The sequence below is a fragment of the Leptospira sp. GIMC2001 genome (genome assembly GCF_028462125.1).
GTDB lineage: Bacteria > Spirochaetota > Leptospiria > Leptospirales > Leptospiraceae.
The window spans coordinates 2,688,705-2,707,648 of the sequence record NZ_CP115468.1; the positions used below are offsets into that span (position 1 = coordinate 2,688,705).

Consider the following 18,944-nt stretch of genomic DNA (forward strand, 5'->3'; position numbering starts at 1 on the left):
TCATTCTCCTAGTTCTTTGATGACAGATTGAGTACTATCATAAGGATTCTGTGTTCGGACAAATATTTTTTTGACAAGCTTACCAGGCTTTCCTAATACAACTCGTTCTTTGCCATTTTGTATCATCTCAACTGCACCACCGTCGCCAACTTTAACTTCGAGTCGATCTCTTGCTTCTAAAGCTTTGGTCTCACCTGATGCAACAATCCCTCTCTCACCTAACTGACCGTCTATGACAAATTCCACATAGCTATTCTTATTGAAGAAAAGGGTAACTTGAATCGGCACATCACCGACTGGCTTGGCATTGACACCTTCACGTTCTTGACCAAGTGTCACAAGAATCTTTGCGGACTTCTCAGTTACTGCTTGAGTATAGATTCGAATGTCTCGTCTCAGATTGCCGAGTTCTGGAATTCTAGGATTGAGTATGACTTCTTCGCCAACCATAGTTTTGAAATAGTAGATCCCTTTTTCTGGGAAAAGATTGAATCCAATCTCAGCTTTATTCTTATCTTCTGTTCTACCTTCTTGAACGGACTTGATAAAGATCTTACACTGTTGGTTACTTACAGAAAAACTCACACCGCGATCTTCAGTAAGTATAAAAGGAACACTGCTTCCTTCTGGAAGACTCTGATTTACAAATTGTACAGTGTTGGGAATTCCGTTCTCTGTGTTATCAACTTTGGGAATATCTTCCGTTAGTTGATCTTCCGAGATTCCTGAGTTATCAGCAAAGCTTAAGTACGCAATGTATGCAGCAATCAGAATCAAAACTATAGAGATTCCCGTAACAATCTGATTCTTATCAATATATGTTGTCGTGGTTGGTTTCGTAAGCTCTTCTAGTGGAGCTTGGGCTTCTTCGATCTGCTCACCTCGATAGAGGTTCATAAGCATTGCATTATCTAACTTGAGATAAGATCCGTAGTTCTTAAGAAAGCCAAGTGCAAATGTTTCTGCAGGAAACTGGGAATAGTCTTCGGTTTCTAGAGCAACTATATATTTAATGGCGATATTTGTGTCTTTGGATACATCTTTCACGGTAAGCTTTTTTTCTTCTCGTGCTTCTTTTAGTATCTGACCTACTCTCTTCTGATTCAATGTTGTTCTCCTAGTCTTGTCTATCTCAGTCTTCTGAGACAAGTGGGTTGTTTACGATTTTTGCGTTCCCACTAATATGAAAATTGAATAACCCGTCTTCTATTGTTGGATTCAAATCAATATTTGAAAAATTGATATTCGTTTCCTTACCGCGTCCGTCGTATGCTGTTGCTCGACGAACCAAATAGGTATTGGAATCGATATACAGTGTCATTTTTTCGAAACCACCAATCTTTTCTCTCTGATCTAGAGCTAACACGAAGTATTCGGTCGCATCTTTCTCATCAATTTTCCTTGGTTGAGTTGTCGAATCAAATTTATAATGGTATTTTCGAAAAAGTCTATTGAGACCTTCAGGCGACGAACTAGTAAAAATTGCGCCAGATGAATTCTTCTTATCGATTTCTAAATCTTGTTTACCGACGGCACCGAGCCTCTTGATATAAATCCACAGAGTTTTACCATCGCTTACGATTGCATCGCCCTCAGGCTGATTGAAGTCATAGCGAATTTTGCCAGGCTTCTTATACAGACTCGTCCCAGTTAAGACACGCGTAGTCTTACCTTCGGTAGTTGTGATTTTGAAATTGGATGTGTATGAATTGATATCTGAGAATTTCTTTTTTACTTTTTTGACAACTTCGGATGGAGAATGCCAATTGTGCGAAGGTTTATCGCCTTCAGCATAAAGCAAGATTGGAAGAATGAATAAACCAATTGCAATAATAGGTAAAATGATTCGATATCTGCCAAATTTCACAAGAAAAACTCCTCTAAAATGACTATAGTCTGGTAAAACGAGTTCCCTACCAGTAATAATTAATCTCTATAAAGACTTGAGAATTTCTCTTGGTTTCGTGCCAATCTGTGGAGAAATAATTCCTCTTTTCTCCAGTGCCTCAATCACCCTAGCCGCTTTATTGTATCCGATTCTCAGATGTCTCTGGACTAAACTTCCGGATGCCTTGCCCTCCTGGGAAATAATTCTCCATGCGTCTTGAATCAAATCTTCATCCTCATCAAATGAGTCACCGGATTCGGAATAATCATCTTCCAAATTGATCTCAACGTAACTGGGCGAGCCCAATCTCTTGGATTCTTCTACAATTTTTTCAATTTCTTCTTCGGAGACAAATGGTGCCTGGACTCGAACCAAGTCTGATGCGGTCGGTGATCTGTAGAGAAAATCTCCTTTACCCAATAAAGACTCAGCTCCATTCGCATCCAAAATAGTTCGTGAATCCGTACGTTGTGCAACTTGGAAAGCCATTCTTGCAGGACAGTTCGCCTTAATCAATCCAGTGATCACATCCACGCTTGGTCTCTGAGTCGCCATAACAAGATGGATACCAACAGCCCTAGACTTCTGAGAAATTCTTGTGATCTGCTCTTCTAGATCTTTTCCAGATACCATCATAAGGTCAGACAACTCATCAATAAATATCACAATATAAGGCATTTTTTGATAACCTTTATTGTGAGCCCAGTCTTCAACTTTCTGATTGTAGCTTTGGAAGTCGCGGCATTTGAGACTTGATACAGATTGGTAACGAGTCTCCATCTCCTGAATTGCCCAAGCGAGAGCCTTGGTTGCCTTCTTAGGATCTGTTATAACAGGCATTAGCAGATGGGGAATGTCTTCATACAGAGTCATCTCAACCATCTTCGGATCGATCATGATAAAACGAAGTTCACTTGGTGACCGAGTAAAGATCAAACTTGTAATCATGGAATTCAAACAAACCGATTTACCTGAACCTGTTGTTCCGGCAACAAGTAGATGCGGAAGTTTTGTGAGATCAATATTCATGGATCGCCCAGCAATATCTTTACCAATGCAAATGCTGAGTCCGCCACTGGATTTTGCTAGACTTGAATCTCGCAAAATATCCGTTAAATGGACATCGTCACGCACTTGGTTAGGGACTTCGATTCCAATTGTTGACTTTCCTGGGATCGGTGCGACGATACGTATACTTTTGACAGCCATATATAGTTTCAATTCGTCTGCAAGAGATGTGATCTTGGCAAGTTTGATTCCGTTTGGAATGGTAAGCTCATACCTTGAGATGATTGGACCTTTCTCCATGGATACAACTTTGGATTGGATTCCATAATCCGCGATGATTTGTTCAATTTTACGTGCGACAGCATCGGTCTCGGCTCGCGATTCGCTTGGATGAATCTTAGGCTTCGCAAGTCCGAGAAGCTTAGGTGAAATATAGTATCCACCTTTCTTAAGTTTTACGGGATTCACAAAAGTCTTTGGACTTTCTATAGGTTCTTTTGGAGTCGGACTAACTTCTGTCTGAATTTTGGAATTCGCAATCTGGGATATTGCCTCAGGAAAATTCACTGCGATTTTCTCATTTGCTCTTAGATCTTCTTCGTCTTGCAATTCATCGGAGTCAAGCAAGTCCTCAGAATCTTCCGAACTTTGTAATTCAGGAGAGTCCTGCGATTCCTCGTCATCTTGTGAATCTTCTTGGGAATAAACTGTCTCATTCTCATCCGAATATTGGTTTTCGTAGTCTGATTCGAATTCATCACCTAAACTATCTTCAACGCTCACGGTTTCTGATTCTTCGTGAGAATCAAATTTACTTAGCTCATTCGATTCTTCAAAATCTTCGTTTGAATAATCTGAATCATGATTCGTTCCATAATTTCTAATGCTAAAATCGCCAGTGCCAAAACTTTGTTCTGATCCTTTCTTTCGATCCGTTGTATAATCTAAAACGGTAAAGCCTAGATAGTTTGAATCGGGAGTTTCGGATAATTTTCTCTTAAGAGTTACCGGTGTGTCATGAAATCGAAAGATCCTTTCTTCTTCAAAAAATCCTTCGTATAAAGAAGTATTTTTGAACTTAGGATAGATTTTGTTTTCGTTTCTTGCTGAATTCCAAGAAGAAGATTCTGAATTTTTGGACGCAGAAGCAAAAGATCCTTGAGATCCGCTACTTCCTCCAGACATCGCATGAACTAGAACGGATTTTTCTTCATTCCTCGATTCTAAAGCAAAAAAATTCTTAAACTTCTCAAACATTTCCATCGACTTGGAATTGGATTGAACCTGCGTGCGATTCAAAAAATCATCCAGCGAATAACCAACTTTTTTTTCTTCTGATGAACTCGCACCAGCTTCCGAATCGGAATGAACATCCGATGGGGATTTATTTTCTTTTTTCTGCAAACGGAATTCACCACTGCGTATAAAGTTTTGGAGAGAAGAAAAAATATCTCCAAACCATGCCTTAGAAGTTTCAAGGCTATCATCTTTTAAAATAGAAAATAATGAATAGGCAAATAGAAAAGCAGTGAGGATCGCTTTGCCAGTTGCACCGATGACAAAGTCAAGACCAAGCCCGATACCCGCTCCAAGCACGCCTCCTCCACTTCCAAGTGCTTCACTTGGCTCCGATAGAAATCCGAAAGCAAGGGAGACAGAAAGAATCAATAGAGGGAGTAGCAAAAGTTTTCCAAGAATATCTAGATCTTTTTTCTTGAAGAGCAGAGCTCCTAAGCCAAGAAGTCCAATCCCGATTATATAAGATGCCTTACCTAAAAGATAGAAGCAGGCAAATGAAAAATAGAATCCAAGCTTTCCAAACCAATTGATTGCACCGGAATCATCGGCTTCCTGAAAAGAAAGCATGGAAAAAAGACAAAAAACGCCCACAAATACAAATAGATAGGGAATAAATTCCTTTTTGGGAGACATATACTCTCCATTTCGGAAGAGTTTCGCTTTTTATGTAGAAAAATAGTTATTTGAAATTTGTAAATTTCGCATCAAAAGGAAGATCACTGGACTTGATCATCGCCATGACTTCCTGAAGATCATCTTTCTTCTTACCTGTCACCCGAACACTGTCTCCCATAATTGTAGGAGTTACTTTGAGTTTGGAATCTTTAATGAGTTTTGTGATTTGCTTGGTATGCTCTTTTTCTAGACCGGTCTGGATTTTTACTTTCTGTCGGACGGTTCCGCCAGTTGCTTGATCGGGCTTTTCTTCAAAATTGAAAGCTTTGAGTCCAATTTCTCTTTTGGCAAGTTTTGCAATTAAGACATCAATGACTTGTTTGATTTTTATATCGTTCTCACTCGTAAGAACAAGTTGGGTTTCTTCGATTTTGATATCGGATTTGGATCCTTTGAAATCAAAACGGGTGGAAATTTCTGCCATTGCTTGCGCTACAGCATTTTTCAATTCAGAACGGTCTACTTCGGATACAATATCAAATGATGGATCTGCCATAGATGTAAATTATTTCCAAAATATCATGATGGCAACTAGAATTTTCCCAACAAATTTGGATTCAATTCGATTTCTAGAATCCTACCACTTTGCCAGATAGACCAATTCTCTCACTCACCACAAAACTCTTGATAGTTGCTCCATTCAAAACAAAGCCAACTCTGTTCCCAGGATTCTGACTTGCAAAACCTATTAGATCAAATTGGTAGTTCGTCCTATCATTTTGTGTAAGTGACGCACAAGGTCTATCCCAACCAAAAAGGTGGGCTGTTCCCTCGTCATGAACTTCTAAGCAATAGGTTTTTTCTGTGCCTTCTGGTGTTGCAGGTGCAGCACCTTGATTAAAAGGTCCAGTAGTTCCGATTGCAGTTCCGATCGCAACTATGGTTGCCGTTGTAATTCGAAAACCTGGTCCACTAGCTGTTGCATTAGAGCCAACGCTTGCATTCAAAATTACATCCAAGCTTCCACCAGGATCTAAAGTAAAAGTAACTTCGACATTTTGATCTTTTCGTCCACCTTGGGTAACAAAGTCTACTGAAGATGCAATTCTACTGTTCGTCGCTGTACCTTTGGCTCCACCTGGAGTGAAATTGATTGCATTGGATGTAAAACCAAGTCGTGAGAGATCTGCATCACTCGTACATCCGACTAAATTGAATCCTTGTCTGGTTCCACCTGTCTGGATGTTTGCTTGATCGGCACCACCTCGAATCGGTGGAAAATTCACACGACCGCAAGATGCAGATCCACCACCTGACGCATATTGAAGCAATAACTCAGCAAGTTGCATATCTACGTCTGCTGGTTTTCTTCCGAAATACTCAGAACAATTTGCAGTGATAAATAATAATAATATAATTGGCACAAGTCTTCGCATAAATTCTCTCTCTTTACCAAATTTTATCCTAGATTCCCAAATACAACTCAGTTTCATTTGCATTGACAAAAAAAGTGTAAACCGAAACCTGGAAGAATGAAAAAGATTCTGATCTTTCCTATTTTCATTTTAATAACCTTATCCAATTGCTTAGAAACGAAGTCTGATGATGACGATAGTATTTTGTTACTCTTAGCCGCAGCCGCACTCAATGCACCGCGGGCAGTAGAAGAACCAAGACCTTTTCGCGGTCGATCTGTGGGTCTTAACCAAGGAGGAACTATTCAAGTCTACGATTGGAATCAAGAAGCCTTCTTGTCTATACGAAATGGGGATTCAGAAATTTCTGGTGTCAATCAAATATTTGAATCGGGCAGCGGACGTTTTGCTTATCTAAGAGTTGCAGGTGGATTTCGAATCTTGGATACAGAGCTCAATCTTTCTCCACATGGTGATCATTTCCATTACGAAAGAAAAAACTATTATAGATCCGTTTCGACGACTCGCATTGACCTTACAGGTTCCAACGCGAGAACTGCCTTATCAAAAGACGGATGGGTTGCTTTCTATTATACCAGTGGAGCTAACTCCTCAATCAAATTTGTTAAGGAAAATAATATCATAACCGAGGAAACAATTCCTGTATTGGCGGGACCAGCTGGTCTACCCGCTAACATGGACGGTGCGGCAGTCATGATACGTGAGAACCTTGCTTTGATTCCAATTGCATCCAATGGAACAACGGTAAGTCAATTCCAAGCGCAACACTACAATGGAACCGCTTGGACGACCACACTTCCTGGACCAAATACTTCAATAAACTTCTCTTGCAATAATTACCAAACTCTAGCCTTCACAGAGACTCCAACTTCAGATGCCAATTTCTCGAATCTCAATACTGGTTATAATAAATTGCACTACGTAGTTGTATCCTGTGGAAATACAATTCATATTGTTAAGCACAATGATTCTACGAATACAACTTCCTATACTTCCGTAACAACGCCAAACTCTAGTGTCTTGTTCAATGTCAAAAGAGTTATTATGAATAATAATATTGAGCGTGGAGGCAAAACCGCCAAACCATTATTTGTTGCAAATAGTGGAGGAGATACAGAATCCAGTATCGTTATCATAAATGCTGAGACAGCAACGATCACATCAATTCCAACACTCAACTACCGGTCCAATCATCTAGTTACAGAAACTCGTTTCGGAGAAACGGCGTCCATTCTTGCCAGTGATTCCAGTATAGTAACTTACAATTTAGAAAATCGTTCAGAAATTTCTAGATTTGCGAGCCAGATCAATAATATAAGTTCCGCTGATTTTGTTTCAGGATGGGAATCCGCAATCATCACTTCAGGAACAACCATTCAAGAATATAATATCAAAGAGCAATACAAAGCAAGAACAGTGAATCAAAATGCCGATATTTCCAAACTTTATAAGCATTTTTTCTATGGAATAGGAGTGGATTATACAGGAGCTGCACACTGACAAGTTACAATCTGTTCGGAATTTTCTCTAACTTGTTTTGAATAAAAATTCAAATTATTGCATTATGATTCTTCAATTATTTGCTTTGTAAACTAGCTTTGAATTGCGACTTGATGATCTGATATATATTCCTAGGCTTGGTCTAGGAGTATATGAATGCATCTATCTCGGAAAGTTATTGAACCCGCGTTTAAAAAAGACCCAACTCTTTCAGAGATAAAAAAGTTTCTAAACCCAAAATTATTTGAACCAAATTTAAATAAGGCAATCATCTATATAATTTCTGGAGTGATCCAGTTTATAGTAGGAATTGGATTTCTCTATTATATCTATCAGGCAAGAATCTACTGGCTCTATCCAATTGGTTGGTTTATTGGAGGAACAGTTTTTACTTCTCTTTTCGTTCTTGCGCATGATTGTGCACATGAATCTTTTTTCAAAACAAAATTCTGGAATAGCTTCTGGGGTCATATACTATTTCTTCCTACTTTCTATCCTCATCATGCTTGGCGCTATACTCACGCTGCTCACCATCAGAATACAAACTTGTTAAAGACTAGCACAACGGATGTCTATTTCGATAATGCTTGGATTCCCTTTACTACAAAAGAATATATCGATTTGCGAAAACAATCAAAAATTTATGCTGTGATTTTCAAAATAACTCGTGTTCTGTTACCAATCGGTTCACTAATACATAATATTTTATTTCACTATCAGATAAACAAATACCAAAATTCTCATAAACCGAAAGTTCTTTTTTCTTACTGGATTCTTGGACTGTTTTTTCTTTCCGTAGCTGCAACAAGTTATCTTCTAACAGAATCATTTTATCCGGTTTTGCATTTCTGGATAATTCCCGCGCTCTGCTTTCAATTCTGGATGTCTCTGTATACTTATTTACATCATACTTCTCCCGATATCAAAATTTACAAAGAGAATGACTGGAACCAATATAGAGGACAAATTGTATCAACAAGAAATTGTTACATGCCGGCTTGGCTATCGTCTTTGCATTTTCATATCGATATCCATATTCCACATCATCTGAATATTAGGATTCCATCGTATAATTTAGTACAAGCTCAAAAAGAATTGAAACAATCTGCGATAAAAAATGATCTTAAAGAAGAAAAATTTACATGGAAATTGTTTATTTCTACAATCAAAACTTGCCATCTTTGGGATATTGATGCCAATCGATACCAAACATTCCGTGAAGTTGAGTCTGCAGATAAATAAAATATTGGAAAACTTCCCCACTCGACCTGATATTTGTCTAATATACGACAGGGGGTAATTATGGAATTAGCAACGTTTGCTGGTGGATGTTTCTGGTGTATGGAGCCCCCCTATGATAAATTGCCTGGAGTTGAAAAAATTACTGTGGGTTATATCGGTGGACAGACCATCAATCCCACTTATAAAGAAGTCTGCACGGGAACGACAGGTCATACTGAGGCAGTGCAATTAGAATTTGATCCAGATATTATAAGCTATGAAGCCCTATTAGATGTATTCTGGAAAAACATAAACCCAACACAATTGAATGGACAGTTTTATGACCTGGGAACTCAGTACAGAACAGGAATTTTCTATCATTCAGCAGAGCAAAAAGTTCAAGCAGAGAAATCAAAAAAAAATCTCGAAGCATCAAAAAAATTCGCAAATCCAATAGTTACTGAAATTACTGAGGCCACTCAATTCTTTCCAGCAGAAGAAATGCATCAGAAATACTTCAAAAAAAGTCCAGAACACTACAAACGTTATAGTGTAGGCTCAGGTAGAGTCGAATTCAAGAATGCTACATGGGGTAGCGGGAATTAAAATAACCAAGAAATGTTGGTATTTTCAAGACAATTTGCATTTTAGAAAATTTCCCATTTTCAAAAAATTGAATTCATTCTAAATTGACGAAATACAGCGATTGGTTTCATGCATAAACAATTTAGACATTTGAGTTCAAAAAGCTTCTATTTATTTACAATGATTTCTCTAATTCTTATTGGAAACTGTGTTAGCTTTCAAGATGGAGAATCCAAAGATATAGAATCAAGTGATACAAATCCAGAATTTTACAATTGGATTTGGATCTCTGAAGATCCTATGCTTCGCGAAATTCTTTCCGAACGCTATGAGAAAGAAAACCCAATAGAAAAAGACATAGATTTCAAACGAATTGCCAGTGTTGAAATTGAATCGATTGATTCTTCCATTCCCGCACACCGTTCTCTACTCTATTCATTAGCAACACTAACCATAGGAATATTCCATGATATTGAATCGGATTATGTATTTGTAGTTAGATATTTGGAAGATACCAAACAAGAAAAAAAAATGTTCCAATCTAAAACCGTACGCAAGTTCCGAACACCAATGCCACCTTATATTGGTTTTGCTTCTTCTATAATTCTCGCAAGCTTTGATAGATATCGGAAACCTGAGCATCTAAGAAATTATTGTATTTTCGAGAAACCTTCTAGACTTAGGGAAAGTTTAGAAGCTACGCATACTGAATATTGCAAAGAATATAAATCATTTCTATTTCACGCTTGGCTTTCAATTGAAAAAAAAGTTCAAAATGATTTATCAGAGATTCATTAAGTCGTGAAATATTCATTACATCTTATTACCATTACTCTAATTACTTTTCTAAATTCCCACAATCCTGTAGATGCGAAAGATTTTTTCAATCCTAATAGAAATACTGATCTAATTTTCTATGGTGGATATTCAATGTCATCGGTTGATAGTTATGCGATGACTGCCAATTCGATTTGGAATGTCACTTATGTCTTGAGTGGCCCTGAGCCTTTTTTGAAATCAGATATTTATGTGATGGGTTTGAATCGTGAATTGAATTTTAAGTTTAGATTCATAAATTTTGAATTAGAGTCTCATATTGGAAAGCATACTGGCCTCATGCACCACCTAGAGTGGAATACCCTGTATGTGGCAAGAATCAATGATTTGTTTGGACTACCCTTAAGCTTCGCTGTTGGAGAAGGAATATCTGTTGCTTCCGAAAATCCTAAAGCAGAAAACATCAACCGAGGTTATGATCCTGTAACTGATTCAATAAATTATCAATTTTCAATCGAATCAAGAAATATCATGAATTATCTAATGTTTGAATTAGAATTTGGTGATCGAGACTCATCATGGCCTCGTTTATTCACAAGAATACATCATAGATCCGGAGTTTTTGGATTGTATTGTGATCCATCACCTGCCTGCGGATCGAATTACTTTACTGTTGGCCTCAAGATACCTTTAGGATTCGATAGCGTGAAAAATAAAGAGAGCATACTTTGAGAAAATTATTCCTAATCTATATTCTAATATTCATAATCATTTATCCATCGTTAATTTTTACGAATGAAGTTAATTCAACTTCATCCAATAAACCCGAGGAAATTAAACTAGGATCTAACTCTCAGAAAAAACCTTCCAAAACTTTTTATAAAGATTTATCCGATTGGGATTTGGTTTTTTACGGAGGAACCTTTACCAATACAGATTTGTTACCAATTGTTTTTAGCAGGAGAGTCGATTACAGAGATTCAAGGCTGTTGATTTTTGGAATTTCTCGACCTTTGAATTACAAATTACGATTTTTGGATTTTGAAGTTGAAGCCAATATTGGCAAACATTTTGGTTTGATGACTCATATGGAAGCTAACGCTCTCTATATTGCAAGAATCAATCAGCCATTTGATCTTCCAATTAGTTTTGCAATAGGCGAAGGGCTCTCCCTTGCTTCAGAGAATCCTAAGCTAGAGAATAAAGACAAAGGAATCAACTTGGATGATTTTAGCCTCCAGTTCAATTCAATCGAGTCTCGAAACCTACTCAATTATTTGATGGTTGAATTTGAAGTCGGAAGGCCGTCCAGCAATTGGCCAAGGGCTTTTATACGTATCCATCATCGTTCTGGAATTTTTGGTTTGTATTGCAAGCCTGATCCTGCTTGTGGATCGAATTTTATAACATATGGATTTCGCCTATCCAGTGATTCAATTTTTTCAAATTGAAAAATTATTTTTTTTCTGCTATCTAAACAAATTTTCACAAAACCAGAAATTGGATTATTAATCAATTCCTAGATATAATACTGGATTTTGATTTATTGGGACTAATTGGAGTGGGTGAGAGGATTGCTCCAGGACGGGGCTTAAGCCCCCCCCCCTCTTGCCTCATTTTGTCCCACTTCTTCTTCAAGACGCAACTAACGAAAACGTTTTGCAACCGACCTTAATGAGAGATCGCAAAACAATTTATTCTAAGTGAGTTAAGCTGCAAGTGCTCGAATTTTGTTAGAACTGAGTATCGCCCAAGACTCATGGTTAAAAGCAGAAGCTAGTGCTTTTCTTTTTTCTCTTTTTGCACCTTGCATCCGATTTGCGTTTCTCTCCATAAGCAATCCAATCCATACTCTAGCAAAACTTTCTACTACTTCAAAAGCTATAGATTCCTTGAAGCTTGCATCTGATTGTCCTTGGTAGGACTCAACAATCTCTTGGAATAATTTATAGTTTCTTGTCCATTCACCAGTAGTCGAAATTTTGTTTGCTTCGTCTTCCAAGTAAGCTCTCAGAATCCCTGTTTGACTCATACCACTCACGATTCCACCTATTGATCCAACGACTTGCAATTGAGTTGTTCCTTCATAGATATTCGTAATTCGCATATCTCTATACAATTTGGATACATCATAATCTTCTGTATATCCTGATCCGCCGTGAATCTGCAATGCATCATCAGCGATCTTATTTGCAACTTCTGTAATATAGTATTTAGTTACAGGTGTGAAAATTGTAGCAAGCTTTTCCCATTTACGAATCTCGGTGTCTTTTTTGATTTCTTTTTCATCGACACCATTGTGCTTCATTCTTTCTTCTCTCCAGTGATAGAGATCTATTGAACGAGCAGCTTCATAAAGAGCAGAACGCATACCACTGATTTCGCGCTCCATATTATCTAACATTTTCTTAACGGCACCAATTTCTTGAATCTTTTTGCCAAATTGCTCTCGCTCTGAAGCATACTTCTTAGCTTCTTCATAAGATGCTTGAGCCATTCCCATAGCTTGAGCTCCAATCGAAAGTCTTGCAGTATTCATCATTGCCATTGAATATTTAACTAGTCCATAATTTTCTTGACCTATGAGAATTCCTGGAGAGTTCTCATAGACTACCTCGCAAGTTGGAGAACAGTGAAGACCCATCTTCTTTTCAATGGATGCAATTTCTACATCTTCTGATTTAACAAGAAAAAATGAAAGTCCTCTTGCACCGTTCGTTGGAGTTCCAGTTCGAGCAAGCGTGAGTATAATAGATGGAACTTTTCCGAATCCACATCCATGAGTGATAAAACGTTTTGTACCAGTAAGTAACCATTTGCCTGATGCATCTTTTGTTGCTTTAGTTTGAAGGTTTGGTAGGTCAGAACCGTAGTTTGGTTCTGTCAGTGCCATCGCTCCGCAAAGCTCACCCCTTGCCATCTTGGGAACATATTCATCTACCATCTCTTTAGATCCAAATCGTTCCACAGTTTCTGCAAGATTCATACATCCAAGTGTGATTCCAAGAGCTCCGTCCGCGCGAGCTATAATCTCATTCATCATAGTTTGCACAACGCCTGGAATTCCAAGACCGCCATATCTGCGACCCACTGCGTAAGGAAGAAGACCTGCTTTTGTAATTTTATCAACTGCCTCAATCATCAAATCTGGAAAAATTACTTTTCCATTATCAAATTTCAGACCAATCTCATCCATTTCCTTAACGATTGGTGCTATTTCTTTACCAACCAATTCTCCTAAGGATTCTAAACTGGATTTATAATATTCTAAAGCGGACTCAATGGAATCGGGAGCCATTGCCAATTCATCTTTATTGGTTTTAACGTATTCTTTTGCATCTTCAAAATCACCTTCAAACGCGGAAACTATTTCTTTCCAATCACAAAGGCTCTCAAATTGATCAATAATATCATTATTTTCTGAGAAATAATTACCTGAAATCATAAATATAAAACTCCTAATTCTTATGTTTCTCTAAATTTGTTACGGGATTAGTAAATCGTCAAGGAAAAGAAGCTAGGATTTAGATACAAAACTACCTCATATTTGCAATGATCAATGGAATACAAATGAACAAACTGTTCAACTTGCTCCTAAGATTGAGTAAATATACCCAGGTTCTAAACTAACTTTTGGTTGATATCTTCGTAGAGTTTCGGATTGAGTTCTGGATCGATAAGATAGATAACTCGCCTTGGGTCGACGGCATTCATCAAATTGTAAACAGCACGCCTGCGATCCAAAACAAAAGTTTTCATATCAAAATTTTTCAATAGAAATTTATTTTCTTTATGGAAGATCGGAGTAATCGATCCCACTCTCTCAAGTAATGGCCTTGTCTGAAACCGATCAATGTCTTGAACCTTACAAATTTCAAAATGTATTTTCTTTTTAGAATCCCACGAAGCAGTTATAACAAGGTCACCGCGATTGATTATAGATTGATTGTTGTTCAAACTCAAACCAACATAATCAAACAGATCTCTTATATTTTTATCTGAATATGAGAAGAATGAATTGTTTAAAATCATCTTAAGAGCCGTGCGTGAATCCTTAGCGCCACGCCAGGATTGCTCTGTTGTAAGAGATGCAAATTCACTCGCTAAAGATAGATATGCTATATCTTCTTCAACTTGGGTTCCGAAATTTTGATTCTGAATTTCTTGAATCTGTAGATCGATATCAGCGATTGCCACATCCTTGCCAGTTTCTTTGAGATATTTTTCTTTAAATGTCAATAATTTCTGAATCAGAAAAGAATCGTTTGGAAAATTATTATTGACTCCACCGCCTTTATGTGGCCTATGATGATGCAAAATCAATTTTTTTACCATTGGGTCCAAATCACCGGAGTTAGCAACCATTAGGTAACTAATAATTGGGTGCGTCTTGATAACTTCATACTCTGCAGGCTTCAAGTCAGCGGAAGATGAGGTCTCTATTTTGGTATAACCAAGATCAGCTAGATAAGAAGCAGTCATCAGATTCATATGTTCTTTCTTATCTTTTTTCTCATCGCCTTTAGATATTGATTTTTTGCTTCGAATCTTAAGACCCATAGCAACAACAGTTCTTTTGGTCATAAGCTCGGACTGCCTTGACACTCCAGCACCCGACAAAACTTCCATGATATTGATAAGTCCGTTCTCATACTCGGGGACAGATGTAAAATCACTAAGCATCGTATCCATCGATTTCTGCACAGACCTGACATGACCCGAGTTGAACGCCGATTTCTTAAGGTCGATCAAAAGGTCATTAGCAAGTTTTGCCTGCTCTTTAGCTTTTTCTTCATCGAGGAGATTAACAAACGATACTGCCTTTCCATTTACTGATGTTGGCTGAGATTCTTTTGTAAATAATTTGTCTAAATCACTGGTTCTAAAATATATTCCCTGAAACTCAAATTTTAAAAGTTTACTAAAGTCTTCTGGAGCCGCATTCGGCTTCTTATGAATGAGAATCTGACCGTCTTTATTATAGAAATCTACAGGTATGGATTGAGTTTGATGAAAAGAATCAATAATTTCTTGAGTAAAATCAAACTTCTGAAGCGCATTTTTATTTAACTTATCATTAGATGACATAAGTGGATCGACCTACTCCACAATTCTTTCTAAATATCAAGGCTGCAAGTAAAATTTGTCCAAACTGCATCCATCCATAATTTCGGAATTCTGACCTCTAGATCTCGAAAATTTCAGAAAATCTCGCTCTACCTTTCCTTAATTCAAGAAAACGCCCTATAAATCCTTACCCTACTCTGAAAGGTAGGATATTTCCTTAATTGATCATAATGGAAAATTGTCAAGGAACAGGACAGAATGTTCTCCTATTCATATATAATAGATACATGAATAGGAGTTTTTTTTGGGATCAACATGAATAACGAGATAATGCCGGAATAACAATAGTAAGATAAACTAATCGAGACTAGAAATAGAAACTGGGTGGATAAATTCTTTTTATATTCTCAATTTCATATAAATTTTTTGAATAAAGCTTAATCATTCCATCATCCACTCTAAAAATTATTGAGTTATCTTTTTGATTCAATATTTGACCATGCTCAAAATTTCTCCAATTTACTGGATATGATTCTGAACTCAATTCTTCTGCTTTAGAGATTTTAATATAAGTTCCTTTTTTTACAAATAGCCGAGCCATCGGATACGGTTCCAAAAAGGAATTTACAATTCTTTTAACAATCGATACTGACATCCTAGGATCTAATGTAATATCATGTTCATTTCTAGCTCGCCAAATGTTCGAATTATCTGAGTTTTGTGTAAACCCTTCGAATTCTGAAAAATTTCTAAAATTAGCAACTAATGAAATGATTCCATCCTTTAAAGCACGATTCATTTCGATATTAATTTGATTTATATTTCCAGAACCAATATTAAATGGTACCTGTGATAGAATTTTGCCATTATCAACATTCTCATCCATATTAAAAAATGTAACACAAGATGATGCTATACCTAGAACAATCAGCCAATGGATAGGATGGCGACCTCTATTAAAAGGAAGTGGCGTCGGATGGGTTCCAATAATCATTTTTGGAATTTTTAATATATTTTTTTTCAGAATTTTTGGCCAGGTAGAAATTATATAATCTGGCTTTAGATTAGTCAATAGAACTTCAGATTCTTCTGAATTAATGTCCGAAACTTCATAATATGATACTTGATATTTCGCTGCGAAGTTTTTTAAATTAATAGAATTATTAGGAAGCAAATCCTTTGGAAGACTAATTATCGCTGTAATATCTTCTCCGGCTTCAACCAAAGCTTCAAGACAAGCTAAAGTTGATTCTGATGTACCTATTACAATGTATTTATACATAAAATTCTCTAATCTGTTCTATAACATATTCAATATCTTTTATTTCTTGCATTGGTCCACATGGAAGATAGATACCATTTTCACTGTATTTTTTTGAATTTGGAAATTCATTCATTTCTTGGGAAAAATAATTTGCTTTGTTTAGATCAGGATAGAATGGTCTTGAATCAATTCCCTTTTCTGCCAATTTTTTTATTAACAATTCTCGATTTGGAGCCAAATATTCGATATAGACTGGGATCTCACCTAACGAAAGATTAACAGGAATACATTTGATTGGTAGATCATCTAATTTATCTAAGTAAATACTGTAAATATTTTTGAGTTTATCTAAACGATCTGGTAATCTTTTCAATTGTTCGATTCCAATAGAGGCAAGTATATCAGTAAATCGAAAATTGAATCCAGGCATAATCCAATTATCAGGATCTTTTACATTTTCGACTCCGTGAGTTCTTATTGCTTTTAAATTCTTAGCGATTTCAGAATTATCCGTTATTGCAAAACCCCCTTGACCAGTAGCTATAGTTTTTGCGACTGATAATGAAAAACATCCTATATCAGATTGGGTGCCTAAAAAACCTGATTGATTTCTGGAACCTAATGCTTGAGCTGCATCTTCAATTACAAAAAGATTATTTCTCTTAGCAATTTCATTTATTGCTTTCATGTTTGCCGAGCGACCATTCATGTGCACTGGCATAATTACCTTAGTTTTCTTCGTAATTTTTTCTTCGATTTTTGAATAATCAATTATGGGGCGATCTATTTCTACATCGACTAAAACTACTTTTGCTCCCAATAAGTAGGGTGCATGTGCAGTCGCAATCCAAGTTCTATTTGGTACAATAACTTCGTCACCTGGCGAAATTCCCAATGCAATTAATGAAAGCAGCAAAGCTGTACTTCCGCTAGAAGTTGCGACGACATGCTTAACCTGTAAATACTCCGCAAGGTTTTCTTCAAATTCTGCAGTCACTTTTCCTTGACTGATATTCTCATTTCGAAAAGAAGATATAACTCTTTCAATCTCTTCTTGACCAAAACCAGTTTTCCACCAATTTATCGTATAACTCATATTACAATATTTTTAAAGTTCAATAAACTATCCAACAAAATGCATGTTATACAAATATAATTTTTGGAATACGATAATTTCCGATAATGAATTCCTAATTCGTTGCTGGAATGCTCCCAGACGTATTTTTTGTCCAAATCCAAAATCATAACATTTACATTTTCTCTGTTCAATTTTCAATTTTCTCAAGGTTTTTCGCACTAATATTTGAATTGGCATTTAATTTGGTAATATAAGAATTGCGACTATGTGCGGAAGATTTGTTCGAAATGACCAAGATAGTTTATTTGGAGAATATTTGCCTAGAGATACTTTGCAAGCCTGGAAACAAAAGCCATTTGCTCCAAGATACAATATTTCTCCTGGCACTGTTGTGGAAGCATTTCATCACGATGGCAAATCACCCAATTTAGAATTTTTTACCTGGGGACTTCTTCCTAGTTGGAGTAAGGATCAATTGGGCCAGAGATATTCTAATGCACGAATAGAAACCATTGCAGAAAAACCTAGCTTCAAAGGTCCTTATCTCAGAAGACGTTGCCTTATCCAAGCAGAAGGCTACTATGAATGGCAAACTATTGGAAAAGACAAAATTCCTTTTTACATTCATAAGCCAGATGGCAAGTCCTTAGCTCTTGGAGGAATTTGGGATATCTGGGCTGGTAAGGATGGATCAGAAGAGTTCACTTTGTCCCTTATCACTCGAAATGCAAATAAATCTGTATCAAATATCCATGATCGTATGCCTCTTGTTATACCAGAAAATTTATATTTAGATTGGCTGGATCCAAGTCTCAACCTTCGAGAGATTCAAAGATGTGCTGATTCGCAAAAAGATATACTTCTTAAATCCTATGAGGTATCCAGGCTCGTAAATTCAACTCAAGCAGATTCCCCGTCACTCATAAATCCGTTTGAGAATGAGAAACAAGGTAGTTTATTTTCTTAATAAATCCTGCGCCTTTTACTAAATACTTCTAAAGAATTTGCTTTCAGCCTAAAATTTTAAAAATTGGTTTTTCGTGTCTCTAGATTAGCTAGTGATGGACGAGACTCTGACATCATACAATACAACTATTGTTAAAGTCTCAGAAATGAGACTCAACTGATCATTCATTATTGTATTATCCTACAAGTCATAGGGACAAAACCGTAGAAGCGATTTGGTTTTTTAAAGAAAGAATCAAA

The 18,944-nt window shown here is 36.8% G+C and carries 16 protein-coding genes; 7 read left to right on the plus strand and 9 right to left on the minus strand.

The features are described 5' to 3' along the window. The 5 genes from O4O04_RS13915 to O4O04_RS13935 form a co-directional block, all read right to left on the minus strand. A complete protein-coding gene (locus O4O04_RS13915) occupies positions 1-1,107 on the minus strand; it encodes a helix-turn-helix domain-containing protein (protein WP_272532373.1) in 1,107 nt (368 codons plus the stop codon). A gap of 25 nt (positions 1,108-1,132) precedes the next feature. Next, positions 1,133-1,927, minus strand: a complete 795-nt coding sequence (locus O4O04_RS13920) for a LolA family protein (protein WP_442915964.1) — start codon at positions 1,925-1,927, stop codon at positions 1,133-1,135. Between the two features lie 6 nt (positions 1,928-1,933). Continuing rightward, positions 1,934-4,828, minus strand: coding sequence for an FtsK/SpoIIIE family DNA translocase (locus O4O04_RS13925; RefSeq protein WP_272532375.1), 2,895 nt, complete (start codon positions 4,826-4,828; stop codon positions 1,934-1,936). Between the two features lie 46 nt (positions 4,829-4,874). Next, positions 4,875-5,366 (minus strand): YajQ family cyclic di-GMP-binding protein, encoded by a 492-nt coding sequence (locus O4O04_RS13930; protein ID WP_272532376.1) that lies wholly within the window; start codon positions 5,364-5,366, stop codon positions 4,875-4,877. A gap of 73 nt (positions 5,367-5,439) precedes the next feature. Then, positions 5,440-6,246, minus strand: coding sequence for a hypothetical protein (locus tag O4O04_RS13935; RefSeq protein WP_272532377.1), 807 nt, complete (start codon positions 6,244-6,246; stop codon positions 5,440-5,442). 96 nt (positions 6,247-6,342) lie between these two features. On the opposite strand from O4O04_RS13935, the gene O4O04_RS13940 reads away from it, so the two are divergent. From O4O04_RS13940 to O4O04_RS13965, 6 genes are all read left to right on the plus strand, one after another. Continuing rightward, entirely contained in the window at positions 6,343-7,746 is a 1,404-nt protein-coding gene (locus O4O04_RS13940) for a hypothetical protein (RefSeq protein WP_272532378.1), read from the plus strand. A 156-nt stretch (positions 7,747-7,902) separates the two neighbouring features. Then, positions 7,903-8,988, plus strand: a complete 1,086-nt coding sequence (locus tag O4O04_RS13945) for a fatty acid desaturase (RefSeq protein ID WP_272532379.1) — start codon at positions 7,903-7,905, stop codon at positions 8,986-8,988. A gap of 60 nt (positions 8,989-9,048) precedes the next feature. Beyond that, positions 9,049-9,573 carry a peptide-methionine (S)-S-oxide reductase MsrA gene (msrA, locus tag O4O04_RS13950; RefSeq protein WP_272532380.1) on the plus strand — a complete coding sequence of 175 codons (525 nt, stop codon included), beginning with the start codon at positions 9,049-9,051 and terminating at the stop codon, positions 9,571-9,573. Positions 9,574-9,681: 108 nt separating this feature from the next. After that, entirely contained in the window at positions 9,682-10,350 is a 669-nt protein-coding gene (locus O4O04_RS13955; RefSeq protein WP_272532381.1) for a hypothetical protein, read from the plus strand. A gap of 3 nt (positions 10,351-10,353) precedes the next feature. Beyond that, positions 10,354-11,061 carry a hypothetical protein gene (locus O4O04_RS13960; RefSeq protein WP_272532382.1) on the plus strand — a complete coding sequence of 236 codons (708 nt, stop codon included), beginning with the start codon at positions 10,354-10,356 and terminating at the stop codon, positions 11,059-11,061. Continuing rightward, complete coding sequence (locus tag O4O04_RS13965) at positions 11,058-11,780, plus strand: hypothetical protein (RefSeq protein ID WP_272532383.1); 723 nt, start codon at positions 11,058-11,060, stop codon at positions 11,778-11,780. The genes O4O04_RS13960 and O4O04_RS13965 overlap by 4 nt, the downstream gene beginning before the upstream one ends. 257 nt (positions 11,781-12,037) lie before the next feature. Here O4O04_RS13965 and O4O04_RS13970 read toward each other — a convergent pair whose 3' ends face one another. The 4 genes from O4O04_RS13970 to O4O04_RS13985 form a co-directional block, all read right to left on the minus strand. Next, positions 12,038-13,774 carry an acyl-CoA dehydrogenase family protein gene (locus tag O4O04_RS13970; protein ID WP_272532384.1) on the minus strand — a complete coding sequence of 579 codons (1,737 nt, stop codon included), beginning with the start codon at positions 13,772-13,774 and terminating at the stop codon, positions 12,038-12,040. Between the two features lie 176 nt (positions 13,775-13,950). Further along, positions 13,951-15,417 (minus strand): c-di-GMP phosphodiesterase, encoded by a 1,467-nt coding sequence (locus O4O04_RS13975; RefSeq protein WP_272532385.1) that lies wholly within the window; start codon positions 15,415-15,417, stop codon positions 13,951-13,953. Positions 15,418-15,763: 346 nt separating this feature from the next. Continuing rightward, complete coding sequence (locus O4O04_RS13980; protein ID WP_272532386.1) at positions 15,764-16,678, minus strand: formyltransferase family protein; 915 nt, start codon at positions 16,676-16,678, stop codon at positions 15,764-15,766. After that, on the minus strand, positions 16,671-17,756 hold the full coding sequence (locus O4O04_RS13985; RefSeq protein WP_272532387.1) for a DegT/DnrJ/EryC1/StrS aminotransferase family protein: 1,086 nt from the start codon (positions 17,754-17,756) through the stop codon (positions 16,671-16,673). Before O4O04_RS13985 ends, O4O04_RS13980 begins: the two co-directional genes overlap by 8 nt. A 247-nt stretch (positions 17,757-18,003) precedes the next feature. Between O4O04_RS13985 and O4O04_RS13990 the strand changes: the two genes are divergently transcribed. Then, positions 18,004-18,705, plus strand: coding sequence for an SOS response-associated peptidase (locus O4O04_RS13990; RefSeq protein WP_272532388.1), 702 nt, complete (start codon positions 18,004-18,006; stop codon positions 18,703-18,705). The last annotated feature ends 239 nt before the right edge of the window (positions 18,706-18,944 follow it).